At 66.7% G+C, this 15,565-nt stretch carries 16 protein-coding genes and 2 pseudogenes; 4 read left to right on the top strand and 14 right to left on the bottom strand.

All coding sequences use genetic code 11. From position 1 onward, the window contains the following. Positions 1-7: 7 nt before the first annotated feature. Genes ACSKB9_RS34570 through phnG form a run of 9 tightly spaced genes read right to left on the bottom strand, consistent with a single transcriptional unit; the run spans position 8 to position 6,965 of the window. Positions 8-619 (bottom strand): pyridoxamine 5'-phosphate oxidase family protein, encoded by a 612-nt coding sequence (locus ACSKB9_RS34570; RefSeq protein WP_438078780.1) that lies wholly within the window; start codon positions 617-619, stop codon positions 8-10. A 26-nt stretch (positions 620-645) separates the two neighbouring features. Further along, complete coding sequence (gene phnN, locus ACSKB9_RS34565; protein ID WP_438080529.1) at positions 646-1,224, bottom strand: phosphonate metabolism protein/1,5-bisphosphokinase (PRPP-forming) PhnN; 579 nt, start codon at positions 1,222-1,224, stop codon at positions 646-648. Then, positions 1,109-2,392, bottom strand: a complete 1,284-nt coding sequence (locus ACSKB9_RS34560; protein ID WP_438078778.1) for an alpha-D-ribose 1-methylphosphonate 5-triphosphate diphosphatase — start codon at positions 2,390-2,392, stop codon at positions 1,109-1,111. Before ACSKB9_RS34560 ends, phnN begins: the two co-directional genes overlap by 116 nt. 13 nt (positions 2,393-2,405) lie before the next feature. Next, positions 2,406-3,104 carry a phosphonate C-P lyase system protein PhnL gene (gene phnL / locus ACSKB9_RS34555; RefSeq protein WP_438078776.1) on the bottom strand — a complete coding sequence of 233 codons (699 nt, stop codon included), beginning with the start codon at positions 3,102-3,104 and terminating at the stop codon, positions 2,406-2,408. 8 nt (positions 3,105-3,112) lie between these two features. Next, positions 3,113-3,910 (bottom strand): phosphonate C-P lyase system protein PhnK, encoded by a 798-nt coding sequence (gene phnK / locus ACSKB9_RS34550; RefSeq protein WP_438078774.1) that lies wholly within the window; start codon positions 3,908-3,910, stop codon positions 3,113-3,115. Next, positions 3,903-4,787: an alpha-D-ribose 1-methylphosphonate 5-phosphate C-P-lyase PhnJ gene (locus tag ACSKB9_RS34545; protein ID WP_016846424.1), complete on the bottom strand. Its 885-nt coding sequence runs from the start codon at positions 4,785-4,787 to the stop codon at positions 3,903-3,905. Before ACSKB9_RS34545 ends, phnK begins: the two co-directional genes overlap by 8 nt. Continuing rightward, complete coding sequence (locus ACSKB9_RS34540; protein WP_438078772.1) at positions 4,784-5,887, bottom strand: carbon-phosphorus lyase complex subunit PhnI; 1,104 nt, start codon at positions 5,885-5,887, stop codon at positions 4,784-4,786. The genes ACSKB9_RS34545 and ACSKB9_RS34540 overlap by 4 nt, the downstream gene beginning before the upstream one ends. A gap of 3 nt (positions 5,888-5,890) precedes the next feature. Continuing rightward, positions 5,891-6,499, bottom strand: coding sequence for a phosphonate C-P lyase system protein PhnH (phnH, locus tag ACSKB9_RS34535; protein ID WP_438078770.1), 609 nt, complete (start codon positions 6,497-6,499; stop codon positions 5,891-5,893). Positions 6,500-6,503: 4 nt separating this feature from the next. After that, positions 6,504-6,965: a phosphonate C-P lyase system protein PhnG gene (gene phnG, locus ACSKB9_RS34530; protein WP_172648407.1), complete on the bottom strand. Its 462-nt coding sequence runs from the start codon at positions 6,963-6,965 to the stop codon at positions 6,504-6,506. A gap of 116 nt (positions 6,966-7,081) precedes the next feature. Here phnG and phnF point away from each other — a divergent pair, with 116 nt between their 5' ends. Then, the gene (phnF, locus tag ACSKB9_RS34525) at positions 7,082-7,807 is read left to right on the top strand and encodes a phosphonate metabolism transcriptional regulator PhnF (protein ID WP_028334541.1); all 726 of its coding nucleotides are present in this window, start codon (positions 7,082-7,084) and stop codon (positions 7,805-7,807) included. Between the two features lie 133 nt (positions 7,808-7,940). Here phnF and phnE (ACSKB9_RS34520) read toward each other — a convergent pair. The 4 genes and pseudogenes from phnE (ACSKB9_RS34520) to phnC all read right to left on the bottom strand — a co-directional run bounded on the left by phnE (ACSKB9_RS34520) (position 7,941) and on the right by phnC (position 11,582). Next, positions 7,941-8,790 (bottom strand): annotated as a pseudogene (gene phnE, locus ACSKB9_RS34520) (phosphonate ABC transporter, permease protein PhnE). Next, entirely contained in the window at positions 8,787-9,671 is an 885-nt protein-coding gene (gene phnE, locus ACSKB9_RS34515) for a phosphonate ABC transporter, permease protein PhnE (protein ID WP_438078768.1), read from the bottom strand. Before phnE (ACSKB9_RS34515) ends, phnE (ACSKB9_RS34520) begins: the two are co-directional and overlap by 4 nt. Positions 9,672-9,754: 83 nt before the next feature. Further along, positions 9,755-10,687, bottom strand: a complete 933-nt coding sequence (gene phnD / locus ACSKB9_RS34510) for a phosphonate ABC transporter substrate-binding protein (protein WP_057018814.1) — start codon at positions 10,685-10,687, stop codon at positions 9,755-9,757. Positions 10,688-10,766: 79 nt separating this feature from the next. After that, on the bottom strand, positions 10,767-11,582 hold the full coding sequence (phnC, locus tag ACSKB9_RS34505; protein ID WP_438078766.1) for a phosphonate ABC transporter ATP-binding protein: 816 nt from the start codon (positions 11,580-11,582) through the stop codon (positions 10,767-10,769). Between the two features lie 211 nt (positions 11,583-11,793). On the opposite strand from phnC, the pseudogene ACSKB9_RS34500 reads away from it, so the two are divergent. From ACSKB9_RS34500 to ACSKB9_RS34490, 3 genes and pseudogenes are all read left to right on the top strand, one after another. Beyond that, positions 11,794-12,460: pseudogene (locus ACSKB9_RS34500) on the top strand (chloramphenicol acetyltransferase). Then, positions 12,457-13,629: an alpha-D-ribose 1-methylphosphonate 5-triphosphate diphosphatase gene (locus ACSKB9_RS34495; RefSeq protein ID WP_438078764.1), complete on the top strand. Its 1,173-nt coding sequence runs from the start codon at positions 12,457-12,459 to the stop codon at positions 13,627-13,629. The pseudogene ACSKB9_RS34500 and the gene ACSKB9_RS34495 overlap by 4 nt, the downstream one beginning before the upstream one ends. 9 nt (positions 13,630-13,638) lie before the next feature. Next, positions 13,639-14,337 (top strand): DUF1045 domain-containing protein, encoded by a 699-nt coding sequence (locus ACSKB9_RS34490; protein WP_438078762.1) that lies wholly within the window; start codon positions 13,639-13,641, stop codon positions 14,335-14,337. Positions 14,338-14,489: 152 nt separating this feature from the next. Here the strand turns inward: ACSKB9_RS34490 and hemC are convergent, their stop codons facing one another. Next, on the bottom strand, positions 14,490-15,500 hold the full coding sequence (gene hemC / locus ACSKB9_RS34485; RefSeq protein WP_438078761.1) for a hydroxymethylbilane synthase: 1,011 nt from the start codon (positions 15,498-15,500) through the stop codon (positions 14,490-14,492). Between the last annotated feature and the right edge of the window lie 65 nt (positions 15,501-15,565).

The following is a 15,565-nucleotide window of genomic DNA, read 5'->3' as shown; positions in this document are numbered from 1 at the left end:
GGGCGCGTCACCACATCGTCTGCCGCGCTCGCTCCGGCCATTCCCGATCGTATTCTTCGCCCCCGACCGTGTGCTCGCTCATCTCGGCGAGGATCTGGCCCGGCGTCGGCAAAACCTTCGGATCGACCCGCTTGTCCGGATTCCAGAGATCCGAGCGCACGATCGCGCGCGCACACTGGAAATAGATCTCCTCCACATGCATCACGATCACCGTGCGCGGTGCCTTGCCTTCCATCGTGAAGGAGGCGAGCAGCTCCGGTTCGGCCGTGACATAAGCGCGGCCGTTGACGCGCAGCGTGCTGCCTGAGCCCGGAATCAGGAACAGCAAGCCGACGCGGGGATCGCGAACGATGTTGCGCAGCGAATCGCAGCGATTGTTGCCGCGGCGATCCGGCATCATCAGCGTCTTCGCATCATGGATGCGCACGAAGCCCGGCAGGTCGCCGCGCGGCGAGCAATCGAGCCCTTCGGGGCCTGCGGTCGCAAGCGACACGAACGGCGACTTCTCGATGAGCACACGATAGAGCGGCGTCACGTGATCGGCGACCTTCACGGTCGACGCGTCGTTCGGGAAGCCGTAGATCGCCTCAAGTTGCTCGATCGTAGAGATCACCGACATTCGTGCTGTTCTCCTTTGTGGCGTGGCTACTCGTCCCAGCGTTCGCCCTTGATGATGCGGACCAGCTGTCGCGCGTGATATTCGGCGGTGCCGGAATTGACGATGGTGAAATCGGGTATCGACGCACTCTCGTCGACGGTGCGGGCCAGCCGCTGCGCGAGCAGGCCGTCGCTGCTGCGCGCCCGCGCGGCCAGCCGCGCCGCCAGCACGTCCGGCGGCGCCGTGATCGACACCACGACGGCATTGGCATAGTCGCGCCGCGCCGCTGCGATCACGGTGCGCGAGACGTTGGCGATCACGGTGCGCCCGGCGCGGATCTCGTCGTCGATCGCCCGCGACAGCGCATAGCGATGGCCATGGGCTTCCCAATGCATGGCGTAGTCGCCGGCAGCAGAAGCGCGCTGGAAATTCTCCGCGCTGACCTCATCATTGTCTTCCGACGCCGAGGCCTGGCGCGTGATCAACCGGCGCGCAAACACGACGTCACGGTCATCGGAGCAGGCAGCTTTCGCCAGCCCCAGCAGCGTATCCTTGCCGGCGCCGCTCGGGCCGACCACCAGGATCAAGCGGCCGGGACCGATCGTGCTGGCGGGTTGCCCGGCGATGACGGACGCGTCGGTCAAGCGACCCTCCCCCCTCGCGCCAGACGCTGCGCACGACAGGCAGGTCGCGCGCGACGTGCACGCGGATCAGATCGGCGCGCCGGCCGACCGCGATCTCGCCGCGGTCGGTGAGCCCGATCGCTTCGGCCGGTGTCTTGGTCACGGTGCGCACGGCGGAAGCGAGATCGATCGCCGGCACATGCCGCGGCAATTGCAGCGCCGCCATCAGCAGGCTGGACGGGATGTAATCCGACGACAGGATATCGAGCATGCCCTCATTGGCGAGATCGACGGCCGCGATGTTGCCGGAGTGCGAGCCGCCGCGCACCACATTCGGCGCGCCCATCAGGATGTCGATGCCGGCGGCATGCAAGCCCCGCGCAGCTTCCATCGTGGTCGGGAACTCCGCCACCGCTACCTTGTCGTTGACGGCGTCGACCACGTTCTCATCCGTGGTGTCGTCATGGCTCGCCAGCGGGATCCGGTATTCATGCGCCAGCGCGACGATCGCGCGGGTGTTCGCCACCGCATATTCCTTCTGATAGGCGAAGCGCCGCGCGAACAGCACGTCGAGCTGGGCGTCGGTCATGCCGCCGCCCTTGCCGCGATAATAGTCGCGCAGCTTCACCTCGTCGCGGAACTGGCGCTGGCCGGGCGTGTGGTCCATCAGCGACATCAGCCGCACGTCCGGCCGGTCGATCAGTTCCTTGGCCTCGGCGACCACGTCCGGCATCGGGACCTCGCAGCGCAGATGCAGGAAGTGATCGGCGCGCAGCAGATTCTCCTCGCGCGCCGCCGCGATCGCCGCCGCCAGCACGCCGGCGCGGCCGTCGACATCCTCGGCGCCGTCCTCGCGCCAGACCCGCAGCGAATCCAGCACCGTGGTGATGCCTGAGGTCGCGAGCTGCCCGTCATAGGAGATCACGGCTGCGACCGGATTCCAGAACACCTTCGGCCGCGGCACATAGTGCATCTCAAGATGGTCGGTGTGCAGCTCGATCAGCCCGGGCATCAGGAGGTCGCCGCCGGCATCCTCGGCGGCCTCGGGTGCCCGGCCCTCGCCGAACTCGGCGATCTTGCCATCAGCAATCGCGACCCAGCCCTGCTCGATCACGCGATCGGCGAGGACCAGCCGGGCGTTGCCGATGATGGTGTCTTGCTTGGCGGTCATTTCAAACGGTCCTTCAGGCAGCAGCCGCGAACGAGGTCACATCGACGATGCGGTCGGCGATCAGATGGCGGATTTCGTCGTCATGGACAATCGCGACCATCGCGACGCCCTTGGTCTTTTTTTCCGCAATCAGCTCGACCACCACGGCGCGATTCGCCGCATCGAGCGAAGCGGTCGGCTCGTCCAGCAGCAGGATCGGCAGGTCCGAGATGAAGCCGCGCGCGATGTTGACGCGCTGCTGCTCGCCGCCGGAGAAGGTCGAAGGCGGCAAGGTCCAGAGACGCTCCGGTATGTTCAGACGGCGCAGCAGCTTTCCTGCGCGCTCGCGGGCCTCCTCGCGCGCCACGCCGTTGGCGATCAGCGGCTCGCCGACGACGTCGATGGTCGCGACCCGCGGCACCGCGCGCAGGAACTGGCTGACATAGCCGATGGTCGAGCGGCGGATGCTCAGCACCTGGCGCGGCTCGGCGGTGGCGAGGTCGATCACCTTGCCATGGTGGCGGATGCCGATCCGGCCGCTGTCGCAGCGGTAATTGCCGAAGATCATCTTCAGGATCGAGGATTTGCCGGCGCCCGACGGGCCCGACAGCACCACGCACTCACCCGGGTCGGCGTGGAACGAGACGCCGCGCACCACCGGCAGCTCGACGCCACCTTGCAGATGCATCGTGAAGGTCTTCTCGGCATTGGCAAGTTCGATCATCGCGGTCATTGGCAAGCTCATGGCGGCAGAATCGAGGAAACGAGCAGCTGCGTATAGGGCTCACGCGGATCGTCGAGCACCTGGTCGGTCAGACCGGTCTCGATGACGTGGCCGCCCTTCATCACCATCACGCGATGCGAGAGCAACCGCGCCACCGCCAGATCGTGGGTCACGACGATCGCGGCAAGCCCGAGCTCGCTGACGAGGTTGCGCATCAGGTCGAGCAAACGCGCCTGCACCGAGACGTCGAGGCCGCCGGTCGGCTCGTCCATGAACACCAGCCGCGGCTCGGTGACGAGGTTGCGGGCGATCTGCAGCCGCTGCCGCATGCCGCCGGAATAGGTCTTCGGCGCGTCGTCGATGCGGCCGGTATCGATCTCGACCCGTTCCAGCCAGGTCGACGCGGTATCGCGAATGCGGCCGTAATGATTCCAGCCGACCGCCATCAGCCGCTCGCCGACATTGGCGCCGGCCGAGACGCCCATGCGCAGGCCCTGCGCCGTGTCCTGGTGCACGAAGCCCCAGTCGGTGCGGAACAGGAAGCGTCGCTCGGCCTCGCCGAGTTCAGCGAGATCGCGCAGCACGCCGTCGCGCATCCGGTAGGACACCCGGCCCGCGCTCGGCGCGAGCTGCGCCGAGAGCAGCTGCAGCAGCGTCGACTTGCCCGAGCCGGATTCGCCGACGATCGCCAGCACCTCGCCGGGATAGAGCGCGAACGAGACGTCGCGGCAGGCCGGAAGCCGGCCGTAGTTCTTGGCAAGCCCCACGGCCACCAGCAGCGGCTCGTCGTTCTCGAGGCTCGAGAGCTCAGACATGCGCCTTCTCCTTGTGCGGCGCTGCGCTCTCGGTGCCGTGATGGCCGGCGGCCTGGCGCTGCTCGCAGAAGTCCGTGTCGGAGCAGACGAACATCCGCCCGCCCTTGTCGTCGGTGACGATCTCGTCGAGATAGGAATTGTCGGCGCCGCACAGCGCGCAGGGCGCGTTGAAGCGGTAGCGCGTGAACGGGTGATCCTCGAAGTCCAGCGACACCACGGTGGTGTAGGGCGGGATCGCGTAGATGCGCTTCTCGCGGCCGGCGCCGAACAGTTGCAGCGCCGCGCAATTGTCCATCTTCGGATTGTCGAATTTCGGCGTCGGCGACGGGTCCATCACGTAGCGTGCGTTCACCTTCACCGGATAGGCATAGGCGGTCGCGATATGGCCGAAGCGCGCGATGTCCTCGTAGAGCTTGACGTGCATCAGCCCGTATTCGGCGAGCGCGTGCATGCGCCGCGTCTCGGTCTCGCGCGGTTCGAGGAAGCGCAGCGGCTCGGGGATCGGCACCTGATAGACCAGCACCTGTCCGGCGTGCAGTGACGCCTCGGGAATGCGGTGCCGGGTCTGGATCACGGTCGCGTCGGTTGTCGAGGTCGTGGTCGCAACGCCCGCGGTCTTGCCGAAGAACTTGCGGATCGAGATCGCGTTGGTGGTGTCGTCCGAACCCTGGTCGATCACCTTCAGCACGTCGTCGGGACCGAGGATCGCCGCCGTCACCTGCACGCCGCCGGTGCCCCAGCCATAGGGCATCGGCATCTCGCGGCTCGCAAACGGCACCTGATAGCCGGGAATCGCGATCGCCTTCAGGATCGCGCGGCGGATCATCCGCTTGGTCTGCTCATCGAGATAGGCGAAATTGTACGTCGGCGCGTTCATTCCGCGGCCTCCTGGAGTTCGACCGCCTGATCGGCTTCGGCGAATTCCTGCCGCAGCTTGCGCAGCAGGCCGAGCTCGGACTGGAAGTCGACATAATGCGGCAGCTTGAGATGCTCGACGAAGCCGGTCGACTGCACATTGTCGGAGTGCGACATCACGAACTCCTCGTCCTGCGCCGGCGCTCCCACCTCCTCGCCGAGCTCGCCCGCGCGCAGCGCGCGATCGACCAGCGCCATCGACATGGTCTTGCGCTCGCTCTGGCCGAAGGCGAGGCCATAGCCGCGGGTGAAGCACGGCGCTTCGGTGGTCGAGCCCTTGAACTGGTTGACCATCTGGCACTCCGTCAGCTCGATCGAGCCGAGCGGCACGGCAAAGCCGACGTCCTCGGCGAACAGCTCGACCTCGACCTCGCCGAAGCGAATCTCGGCGGCGAAGGGATGGTTGCGGCCATAGCCGCGCTGCGTCGAGTAGCCGAGCGCGAGCAGGAAACCCTCGTCGCCGCGCGCCAGATTTTGCAGTCGCAGATCGCGATCGGCCGGGAAGCTCAGCGGCTCGCGCGTGAGGTCGCCGACCGGCGCGTCGCCATCTGCCTGCGGCGAGGCTTCGATCAGGCCGTCGCGACCGAGAATGTCGGTGACCCGCGGCGTTGCCGCCTGCGAAGCTTCCGCGGTCGCCGGCTGCTCCGGCACGAAGCCTTCCGTGAGCTGCGGATCGAGCAGGCGATGGGTGTAGTCGAACGTCGGCCCCAGGATCTGGCCGCCCGGAACGTCCTTGAAGGTCGAGGAGATGCGCCGCCGCACCTGCATCTCGCCGGTATTGACCGGTTCGGTGGCGCCAAACCGCGGCAGCGTGGCGCGGAAGGCGCGCACCAGGAAAATCGCCTCGATCATGTCGCCGCGGGCCTGCTTGATCGCGAGCGCCGCAAGCTCGCGGTCGTACAGCGAGCCCTCGGTCATCACGCGGTCGACGCCGAGCGCGAGCTGCTCGGAGATCTGCGCCAGCGTCACCTCGGCCACATCGCGATCGCCGCGCCGCTCATGCGCGAGCAGACGATGAGCGTTCTCGATGGCGCGCTCGCCTCCCTTGACGGCTACATACATCGCTCACACTCCACTTGCGATCAGCCGCGTGGTGCGCGGGATCGCGACAATATTGTCGTCATGGACCAGCACGACGTCGATGCCGCGCGGAAACAACGCCTCGTTGATCGCAAGCCGCTGGAACAGGTCGCGCGGCTTGATCATCGCCTGCAGCACGGCGCTGCCGTCGATGCCGGGTCCTTTCAGCTCGAAGGCCGGGCCCTGCGACAGGCTGTCGACCTGCAGGATCAGTGTGGTCGACCTGTCAGGATATTCGCTGCTGCCGAATGCGAAGCGATCGAGCGCCGGCAGGCTCGCGGCATCGCCGATCAAAGCGAAGCTCGCGATCGAGGAATTGGCCACCACCGGCGCGCTGGCGTGAAACTTCAGCCAGCGGGCGGCGTCCGGCGTCGCCGACATCGCGGCGTCGAGCCAGATCGGCGTGTCGTGATCGAACAGCGTCAGCGCGATCGCGGCCGAGCCGCGCATCATGCCGGCCGGTGTTCCGACGCTCGCGGCGACGCGCTGCACGCTGCCCGGGCGCGCCATCGCATCCATCACGGAACGGAAAGTCGACTGCGCCGACAGCACCTTGTCGGCAAAGCCCGCGGGCATTTCGGCAATCGTCGTCATTGCATCATCCCTCACCGCGCACCATCGTGTAGAAATCGACCCGCGTCGCCGCGGTTTCCGCTGCCTTGCGGCCGCGTTCGGCGTTCATGGCGACGCGCAGCGGCGCGATCACCTTGGCCTCCACCTCGCCGGACAACTCCGCCGACTGCACCATGGCGTCGCACAGCGCGATCATCTGCGCCTTCCGCGCGTCGCGGCCGAGCGTGTAGCCGAAGCCGACCTCGCCGGTCGCAAGCCGCACCGCCGCGCGCGACACCGTCGCCTCGCCGAGATTGAACGGCGCACCGTCGCCGCCGATCCGCCCACGCAGCATCACAAGGCCGTTTTCCGGCTCGCGCAGGTTCTCATGCGCGGGCACCGCGATCGCCGCCAGCCTGCCGGCGATATCAGCAGCGGCGGCGTGCGCCAGCACCGTCATCGCGGCCTTGCGCTGGGCCTGTTTGCTGTTTGGTCCGGTCGAACTCATGGGCAAACCTTTGGGCAACCTTGCTTGCATCAAGTTGTCTATGATACTAGACAACTTGATAGCGGAGCGCCATGACTGTTTCGTGACAAACCAAAGATTTCTGGTATCACCGCGCCATGAGCATGCAGGAAAGTTCCGGCGTCGCCTTGTGGCGGCAGGTCGCCGACGGCATCGAGCGCGGCATCGCTGACGGCCGCTTCGCCGCCGGCGAAAAGCTGCCCGGCGAGATGGAGATCGCCGAGACGTACCGGGTCAACCGGCACACCGTGCGGCGGGCGCTCGCCGCATTGGCCGAGCGCGGCCTGGTGCGCGCGGAACGCGGTAGCGGCACCTATGTCGAAGCCCAGCGCCTCGCCTATCCCTTGCGCTCACGCACGCGATTTTCCGAGATCGTCGGCGCCGGCGGTCACGAGCCGCGCGGCCAGCTGATCGATGCGAGCAGCGACACCGCCAATCGCGAGATTGCGCGCGAGCTCGGCCTGAAGATCGGTGCGCCGCTGATCCGGATCGAAGCGGTGCGGCTCGCCGACCGGACGCCGATCTGCGTCTCCACCACCTGGCTGTCGGCCGAGCGGTTTCCCGATGCCGGCAGCGTGTTCGCCAACGTCCGCTCGATGACGAAGCTGCTCGGGCATTACGGCGTCAAGGACTACCACCGCGCCTCGACCCGGATCACCGCGGCGATCGTCGATGCGACCGACGCCGCGCGGCTCGACCTGCCGCTGGGACGGCCGGTGCTGGTGGTCGACGCCACCGACGTCGACATGCTGGACCAGCCGCTGGTAACCAAGCGCTCGCGCTTCGCCGCCGAGCGCGTGGAGTTTCTGGTCGAGAACGGCTGACGTGCTTCTGCTCCCTCGCCCCGCTCTTGCGGGAGAGGGGCCGCCTCCACAAAGCGGATAAATATGAGTGCGGGGAAACACCCTCACCCGGATTGCTGCGCAATCCGACCTCTCCCCGGGGCGAGGTAACTTTCTACACCACCGCCCTTTGCCCGATGATCGCAAAGCGCAGCTTGCTCGAGATGAAGTCGATCGCGGCAACCGCGATCAGGATCATCAGGATCAGGAACGACACCTTCTGCCATTCCAGCACGCGGATCTGTTCGGCAAGCTGCAAGCCGATGCCGCCCGCGCCGACGATGCCGATGATGGTGGCCGAGCGGGTATTCGACTCGATGAAGTAGAGCACCTGCCCGGCGATCACGGGCAGCACCTGCGGCAGCAGGCCGAAGCGGATCTCGTGCAGCGCGTTGCCGCCGGAGGCGCGGATGCCCTCGACCTGCTTGCGATCCGCGGCCTCGATCGCCTCGGAGAACAGCTTTCCGAACGCACCGAAGTCCGACACCATGATCGCCAGCACGCCGGCGAACGGACCGAGGCCGACGACGTTGATCCAGACCAGCGCCCAGATCAGCGTATCGACGCCGCGGATCGAGTTCCAGGAAGCGGCGCACCGGAAAGCGGATCAGGTTCGAGGGGATGATGTTGCGCGCCGCCAGCAGGCTGACCGGCAGCGCCAAAACCGCGGCAAGCGTGGTGCCGAGCACCGCGATCGACAGCGTCTCGCCGAGCGCCTGCATGTAGAGCGGGAACGACGAGCCCGGATTCGGCGGGAGCATCAGCATGGTGATCCAGCCGAGCTGGCCGAGGCCCGCGATCAGCCTGGACGGCGAGAAATCGAGATCGACCAGTCCGAACACGAAGATCGCGAGCGCCGCCGCGATCATGGCCGGCATCGCCAACCGTGCCGATGCGGGACGTTCGAAGACGTCGGGGTACTTCGCGCGCAGTTCCGTGGTGTCCGGCCTCGGCATCTGGCTCATCGACGGGTCTCCTTGCCGAACAGCCGGCCGCGCAGCCAGCCGGTCGAGATGTCGATGATGAAGACCGTGACGATGATGGTGATGAGGATGGCGCTGACGTCGGAATAGTAGAACTTGCGGATCGCGACCACCAGCTCCTGGCCGATGCCGCCGGCGCCGACGAAGCCCATCACCGACGCCTCGCGGACGTTGATCTCGAAGCGCAGCAGCGCATAGCTGGCATAGCCGGCCGAGACCTGCGGCAGCACGGCAAAGCGCATGCAGGACAGCCAGCTCGCGCCGGTGGAGCGGATGCCCTCGACCGGCTTTATGTCGGCATTCTCGACGATCTCGGCGAACAGCTTGCCGAGCGCCCCGGTGGTGTGGATCGCGATCGCCAGCACGCCGGCCATCGGCCCGAGGCCGAACGCGATCACGAAGATCAGCGCGAACACGATGCCGGGGACGGTGCGCGCGAATTCCAGCAGGCGGCGGATCGTGAAACGTACCCATGGGCCCGGCGACGTATTCTGGGCCGCGAAGAAATTGAGCGCGAAGGCGAGCACCGCACCCGTCAGCGTGCCGACATAGCTGATCAGGATCGTCTCGCCGAGCATCTTCAGCCACTTATGCCAACCCCAGAACCATTCGGCGGGATCGGTCCAGACCCGCGCGCCGGAATCCAGCGTCAGGATGCGATCGAAATAGCTGACGAAATTGCCGAAATAGGTGAACAGCGTGCGCAGGTTCACTTCCGCGCCGAACGCCGCGATCACCAGCACCGCACAGAATGCCGCCGTTGCCAGCGCGGCCTTCAACCGCTTGCGTGCGACGGACTTGCGGTAGGCGTCCTCCAGCGTCGCCAGCTGCTGCGCTGGAAGAATGGATACGGCGGTCGCCATCGACGCGTGCCAGTCCGGTTCGGAATTGAGTGGGGAGAAAGGGCCGGGCTATACGCCCGGCCCTCGTGACGTCAGGCGTGCGATCAGCTCGCCTTCTTGCGCAAGCCGTCGACGAACTTGATCAGCTCGATGGTGCCGTCCCAATCCTTGGTGGTGGCGGGATGGAAGCCCTTCTTCTGACCGTCGGACAGACGGTCGAAGGCGGCCTTGTCCTTGGTCGGGGCGTCGAAGAAGGCCTTTGCGATCGCAGCCTTCAGGTCCTCCGGAAGATCGGTGTTGTACGCATAGGGGCCGTTGATGATCAGCGCCGACTTGTGGATGATGCGGAAATCATCCTTCTTCATCGCCGAGCCGTCGGCATTCTTCAGCATGCCCTTGGTCAGCATCTGGGCGAGCGTGGAATCGTCCTCGTTGGTCCACTGGTTGGCGGCCACATCAACAGTTCCCTGCGACAGCGCCAGGACGGCGTTCTCGTGGCTGCCGGTGAACACGACCTTGCCGAAAAAGCCTTCGGCGTTCGCGATGCCCATCTTGTTGAGTTCGAAGCGCGGCACGTTGTTGCCGGACGTCGAGTTCGGATCGACCAGGCCGAGATTCTTGCCTTTCAGGTCCTCGACGGTCTTGTACGGGCTCGACGCCTTGACGAAGAACACCGAGTAATAGCCGGTCGAACCGTCGGCGTTCATATCGTTGGCGAACGCGTCGGTCTTGACGCCGGTCAGGCGCGCGCGAGAGAACGAGGCCGAGCCGTAGCTGGCGATCTGGATGTTGCCGGCGCGCTGGCCTTCGATGACGGCCGCGTAGTCGTTGGCGATGCGCAGTGTGACCTTCACGCCGAGCTCCTTCGACAGATACGCCACGAACGGCGTCCAGCGCTCGGTGACGCCGGAGGCGTTCTCGGCCGGCACCACCGCGAAGGTGAGCTCCGGATACTTTGCCTTCCAGTCCTGCGCGGAGGCCGAACCGGCAAATGCCAGCGCGGCGGCGCCAGCCAGAATGATGCGACGAGTGAACATGACTACCCCTCTTTTGTTGTAGTTGCACCTGTTGGCCGGGCAAAATGCCCGGCCTCCCAGATTGAAAAATGCGCGACGCTCAGGCCGCGGCTGCGGTGCCGAGTGCCGGCGCAGTTGCACCGTCGGGCGCGGGCAGCGGTGCTGCGCCGATGACGTCATTGGCCTCGAGGTCATAGAGCTCGCGGACGATATGGTCGGTGAGCGCCGCGGGGGCGCCATCGAACACCACGCGACCTGCGGCCATGCCGACCAGGCGGTCGCAATAGGTCCGCGCCAGGTCGAGCGAGTGCAGATTGCAAAGCACCGTGATGCCGAAATGCTTGTTGATGCGCAGCAGCGCGTCCATCACGATCTTGGTGTTGCGCGGATCGAGCGAGGCGATCGGCTCGTCGGCGAGAATGATGTCAGGCTCCTGCACCAGCGCGCGGGCGATCGCGACGCGTTGCTGCTGGCCGCCGGAGAGCTGGTCGGCGCGCTGTGCCGCCAGCTGGGCGATGTCGAATTGCTCGAGCGCCGACAGTGCGAGCGCCCTGTCCTGCTCCGGCCAGACCTGCGCCAGCGAGCGCCATGACGGAATCTGGGCCAGCCGGCCCATCAGCACGTTGGTCAGCACATCAAGGCGGCCGACCAGATTGAACTGCTGGAAGATCATCGCCGAGCGCGCGCGCCACCGCCGCAGTTCCTTGCCGCGCAACGCGGTGACGTCGGTGCCCTCGAACAGGATACGGCCGGAGGTCGGATCGGCGAGACGGTTGATCATCCGCAGCAGCGTCGACTTGCCGGCGCCGGAGCGGCCTATCACGCCGACAAAGCTGCCCGGCGCGATCGAAAAGGACGCGTTGTCGACTGCGGCTTTCGTGCCGAAACGGCACGTCAAACCTTCCACCACCAGCATGTAATGCTCCAACCGCGCCTCGTTGGGCCATCGCTATCCCCGGCGTTTTACAGTTATGTGACGACAGCGCTGCGGTGCGGCGATCGTCCACACCCCTCCCTTGTCGCTCCCTTGCCGTCATCGCAACGTCATGATGTTGTCATCGAGCATCCCGATGACGAGCGCGCATCCCCCGGAAGCCCAAGATTCTTGAAGATTTGCGGAGGCCCTGATGGCCGGAAAAACACTCTCGGTTGTGCCGACCGTCGACCCGACCGCGTCGGTCCGTGAGAGCAAGCTCGGCAAATATACCGAGGTCGGCGCGCGCACGATCCTGCTTGAAGTCAGCATGGATGACTATTCCTACGTCGTGAACGACAGCCAGATCACCTACACCTCGATCGGCAAGTTTTGCTCGATCGCGGCGATGACTCGCATCAACCCCGGCAACCACCCGATGCATCGCGCGAACTCAAGCGCATTTCACCTACCGCGCCAGCGCTTATTTTCCCGGAGAGAGCGACGACACCGACTTCTTCAACTGGCGACGTGCGCATCACGTGCATATCGGCCATGACGTCTGGATCGGGCACGGTGCGATCCTGTTACCAGGACGGAACATCGGAACCGGCGCTGTCGTCGCTGCCGGCGCGATCGTGACCAAGAACGTTCCCGCATACACCATCGTTGCCGGCAATCCGGCGCGGCCCGTGAAGCGGCGCTTCTCCGAGACGATCGCCGACCGCCTCGCCGCGCTCGCATGGTGGGACTGCGATCACGAGACGCTCCGCCGCGTCCTGTCCGACTTTCGCAAGCTCGCGGTCGAGGAATTCCTCGACAAGCATGAGGCCGAGGCCGTATCCCAATCACAGAACAAACAACGGAGCGCCGCATCGTGACGGACATTTTCATCGAGGGCGGGCGCACGCTGGTTGACGGCGCCTTGGTCGAGACCTCGCTGCGGACCGCTGGTCGCGACATCGGCGCGCTCGACGCCGAGCAGGGTCGCGCCGCGCTTCACATCGATGCTAGTGGCCTCCTGGTGCTGCCCGGCATCATCGACCTGCATGGCGATGCGTTCGAGCGGCAAATGATGCCGCGCCCCGGCGTCGACTTCCCGACCGACGTGGCGCTGATCGACAGCGACCGGCAGGCGATCGCCAACGGCATCACCACCGTGTTCCACGGCACGACCTGGTCGTGGGAGCCCGGCCTGCGCAGCGCGGAGAATGCGCGCAAGCTACTCGATGCGATCGAGGCGCTGCGGCCGCAGCTCGCCGCCGACACCCGCCTCCACCTGCGTCACGAGACCCACAATCTCGAGGCCGAGGCCGAGATCATTCAATGGCTCGGTGAAGGCCGCATCGATCTGTTCGCCTTCAACGACCATAGCAACGTCAAGCCGAAGAAGCGCAACCAGCTGGCCGAGCGCACCGGGCTCTCCGTCGAGGCCGTCAACGACATGCTCGACCGGATCGTGGCGCGCCGCCCCGAGGTGCCCGCCTCGATCGCGCGACTGGCCGCCGCCGCGCGCGCGGCCGATATCCGCATGCTGTCGCACGACGACAACAGCCCGGCGATGCGCCAGGAGTTTCGCGCGCTGGGCGCCACGATCGCCGAATTCCCCGTCAACGAGGAGACCGCGCGCGATGCTGCGGCGGCGGGCGACTTCATCGTGTTCGGTGCGCCCAATGTAGTGCGCGGCGGCAGCCACACCGGCTGGACCAAGGCATCCGACATGATCGCGCAAGGCCTGTGCTCGGTGCTGGCGTCGGACTACTATTATCCGGCGCAGCTGCTCGCGGCGTTCCGCCTCGCCGCCGACGGTATCCTGCCGCTCGCCAGGGCCTGGGACCTGATCTCGTCGGCGCCGGCTCGTGCGGCAGGGCTCGGCGATCGCGGCGTGCTCGCCGCGGGCCGCCGCGCCGACATCGTCGTCGTCGACGACAAGGTGCCGCTGCGGCCGCGCATCGTCGCCGTGATAGCGGCCGGACGGCTGGTGCACCTGGCAGACGCGAGCTGTCTCGTTCATTCGCTCGCGCCGCGCAAGACGGTTGCGGCGGCGTAGCCCAGTCCCATGGCCAACACTCCGCGCTACGCGATCTACTATGCGCCGTCACCCGACAGCGCCCTGCACCGCTTCGGCTCGACGCTGCTCGGCTACGATGCCGTGTCAGGCGCCAACCTGCAGTTTCCCGACGGCGTCACGCCCGACTGGCGCGAGGTGACCGAAGATCCGCGTAAGTATGGATTCCACGCCACGCTGAAAGCGCCCACCGCGCTCGCCGACGGTCGAAGCGAGGCCGAGCTTCTCGATGCCTGTGCCGCCTTCGCCGGCCGCGCGCGGCGCATTCCGGTGATCGAACCGGTGGTCGATGCGATCAGCGGCTTCATCGCGGTGATCCCGGCCAGCCGCTCGGACGACCTGCAGCAGCTTGCCGCCGATTGCGTCACCGAATTCGACGCGTTCCGCGCGCCGCTGACGCCGGAAGATCGCGCGCGCCGCGGGCCAGAGAAACTCACCGCGCGGCAGTGCGACTATCTCGACCGCTGGGGCTATCCCTACGTCATGGAGGAGTTCCGCTTCCACATGACGCTGACAGGGCGGCTGAGCGACGAGCGGCGCGGCCCGATCGTGGCGCAGCTGCGCATACGGTTCGTGGCGGTCGACCTCGCGCGGCTCGCAATCGACCGCATCGCGCTGTTCAGGCAGACCGACAGCGCATCGCGCTTCCGCATCATCGGCAGCTGGCCATTGCGGGCTGATCGGGATTAGGCCTCACGCACCGGTGTCGTCCCGGCGAAAGCCGCGACCCATAACCACCGTCGGTAGTTGTTCAAGCGAGCTGCGGTCCCAGCATCGTCCCACAACCAACATTCGTGGTTATGGGTCCCGGCTTTCGCCGGGACGACGTGGGATGGATATCGCTATTCGTCGATCCGGGTGCGGGCGATGATCTCGGCGGCGCCCCTCTCCAGCAGCTCCATGCCCACGGCGCGGCCGAGTTCGCGCGGCCGATCCGCCGGTCCGCGCCGCGTCACCTCGATGAAGCCGGCGCCGGCCTCGTCGAGCACGGAGGCGCGCAGCGTCATCTCGGCTCCCGCGAGCGTGGCGTGGCCCGCGATCGGCGAATTGCAATGACCGTTGAGCACCCACAGCACCTCGCGCTCGGCCTCGGCCGCAAGCCGCGACTGCACGTTGTCGATCCCGGCAAGCCGCGCACGCGTCGCCCAGTCGGTCTCGACGCATTCCACCGCGACAATGCCCTGGCCGACCGCCGGCAGCATCTCGCCGACCGAGAAATCATGCGCGATGCGCGCGGTCATGCCGATGCGCTCCAGGCCCGAGCGCGCCATCACCAGCGCATCCGCCGGCCCCACGTCGCCGCCACCGGGCAGCCGCTGCTTGTCGCCGCGATCGAGCTTGGCCACGCGCGTGTCGGCGGCGCCGCGATAATGGATCACGGTCGCTTCCGGAAACAGCCGGCGCAGATAGGCGGCGCGGCGGACGGCGTTGGTGCCGATCATGAAGCCCTTGCCGCGCGCGGCGCGTAGGGTGTCGAGCGACAGGCCGGGACGCAGCACGAGGCTGTCATTGGCGGCATCGCGCGCCAGCATCGCGGCGATGACGAGACCCGGCGTCTCCTCGTTGCCCGGCACGTCCTTCAGCGAATGCATCGCCGCCTGCAAGGTGCCGGCGCGCATGGCTTCGCGGATCTCGGCGACGAAGGCGCCGCCCTTGCCGCCATGGCGCAACAGCTTGCTGGTCTGGTCCTGGTCGCCGCGGGTCTCGAACTTGACGATGTCGACGGCAAGGTCCGGCGCCGAAGCGCGCAGCAGCCGCGCGACCTCATCCGTCTGCGCGAGCGCCATCGCGCTCTTGCGCGTCCCAATCCGCAAAACCTGTCCCGACACGAAAGCTCCGCTGCGCGTGATCATCAACGGCTGGGGATTAGAACAAAAAGCCAGTCAAAACAACGGTTTTCGCCCCTCTTTGGCGATGC

The sequence above is a fragment of the Bradyrhizobium sp. BR 1433 genome (assembly GCF_051547665.1).
In the GTDB taxonomy this organism is placed as follows: Bacteria; Pseudomonadota; Alphaproteobacteria; order Rhizobiales; family Xanthobacteraceae; genus Bradyrhizobium; species Bradyrhizobium australafricanum.
This window is presented reverse-complemented; position numbering and strand designations above follow the sequence as displayed.

Coding starts and splice junctions, on each gene's coding strand:
- ACSKB9_RS34570 (WP_438078780.1), bottom strand. CDS start 619: ATGTCGGTGATCTCTACGATCGAGCAACTTGAGGCGATCTACGGCTTC.
- ACSKB9_RS34560 (WP_438078778.1), bottom strand. CDS start 2,392: ATGACCGCCAAGCAAGACACCATCATCGGCAACGCCCGGCTGGTCCTC.
- phnL (WP_438078776.1), bottom strand. CDS start 3,104: ATGACCGCGATGATCGAACTTGCCAATGCCGAGAAGACCTTCACGATG.
- phnK (WP_438078774.1), bottom strand. CDS start 3,910: ATGTCTGAGCTCTCGAGCCTCGAGAACGACGAGCCGCTGCTGGTGGCC.
- ACSKB9_RS34545 (WP_016846424.1), bottom strand. CDS start 4,787: ATGAACGCGCCGACGTACAATTTCGCCTATCTCGATGAGCAGACCAAG.
- ACSKB9_RS34540 (WP_438078772.1), bottom strand. CDS start 5,887: ATGTATGTAGCCGTCAAGGGAGGCGAGCGCGCCATCGAGAACGCTCAT.
- phnH (WP_438078770.1), bottom strand. CDS start 6,499: ATGACGACGATTGCCGAAATGCCCGCGGGCTTTGCCGACAAGGTGCTG.
- phnG (WP_172648407.1), bottom strand. CDS start 6,965: ATGAGTTCGACCGGACCAAACAGCAAACAGGCCCAGCGCAAGGCCGCG.
- phnF (WP_028334541.1), top strand. CDS start 7,082: ATGAGCATGCAGGAAAGTTCCGGCGTCGCCTTGTGGCGGCAGGTCGCC.
- phnE (WP_438078768.1), bottom strand. CDS start 9,671: ATGGCGACCGCCGTATCCATTCTTCCAGCGCAGCAGCTGGCGACGCTG.
- phnD (WP_057018814.1), bottom strand. CDS start 10,687: ATGTTCACTCGTCGCATCATTCTGGCTGGCGCCGCCGCGCTGGCATTT.
- phnC (WP_438078766.1), bottom strand. CDS start 11,582: ATGCTGGTGGTGGAAGGTTTGACGTGCCGTTTCGGCACGAAAGCCGCA.
- ACSKB9_RS34490 (WP_438078762.1), top strand. CDS start 13,639: ATGGCCAACACTCCGCGCTACGCGATCTACTATGCGCCGTCACCCGAC.
- hemC (WP_438078761.1), bottom strand. CDS start 15,500: ATGATCACGCGCAGCGGAGCTTTCGTGTCGGGACAGGTTTTGCGGATT.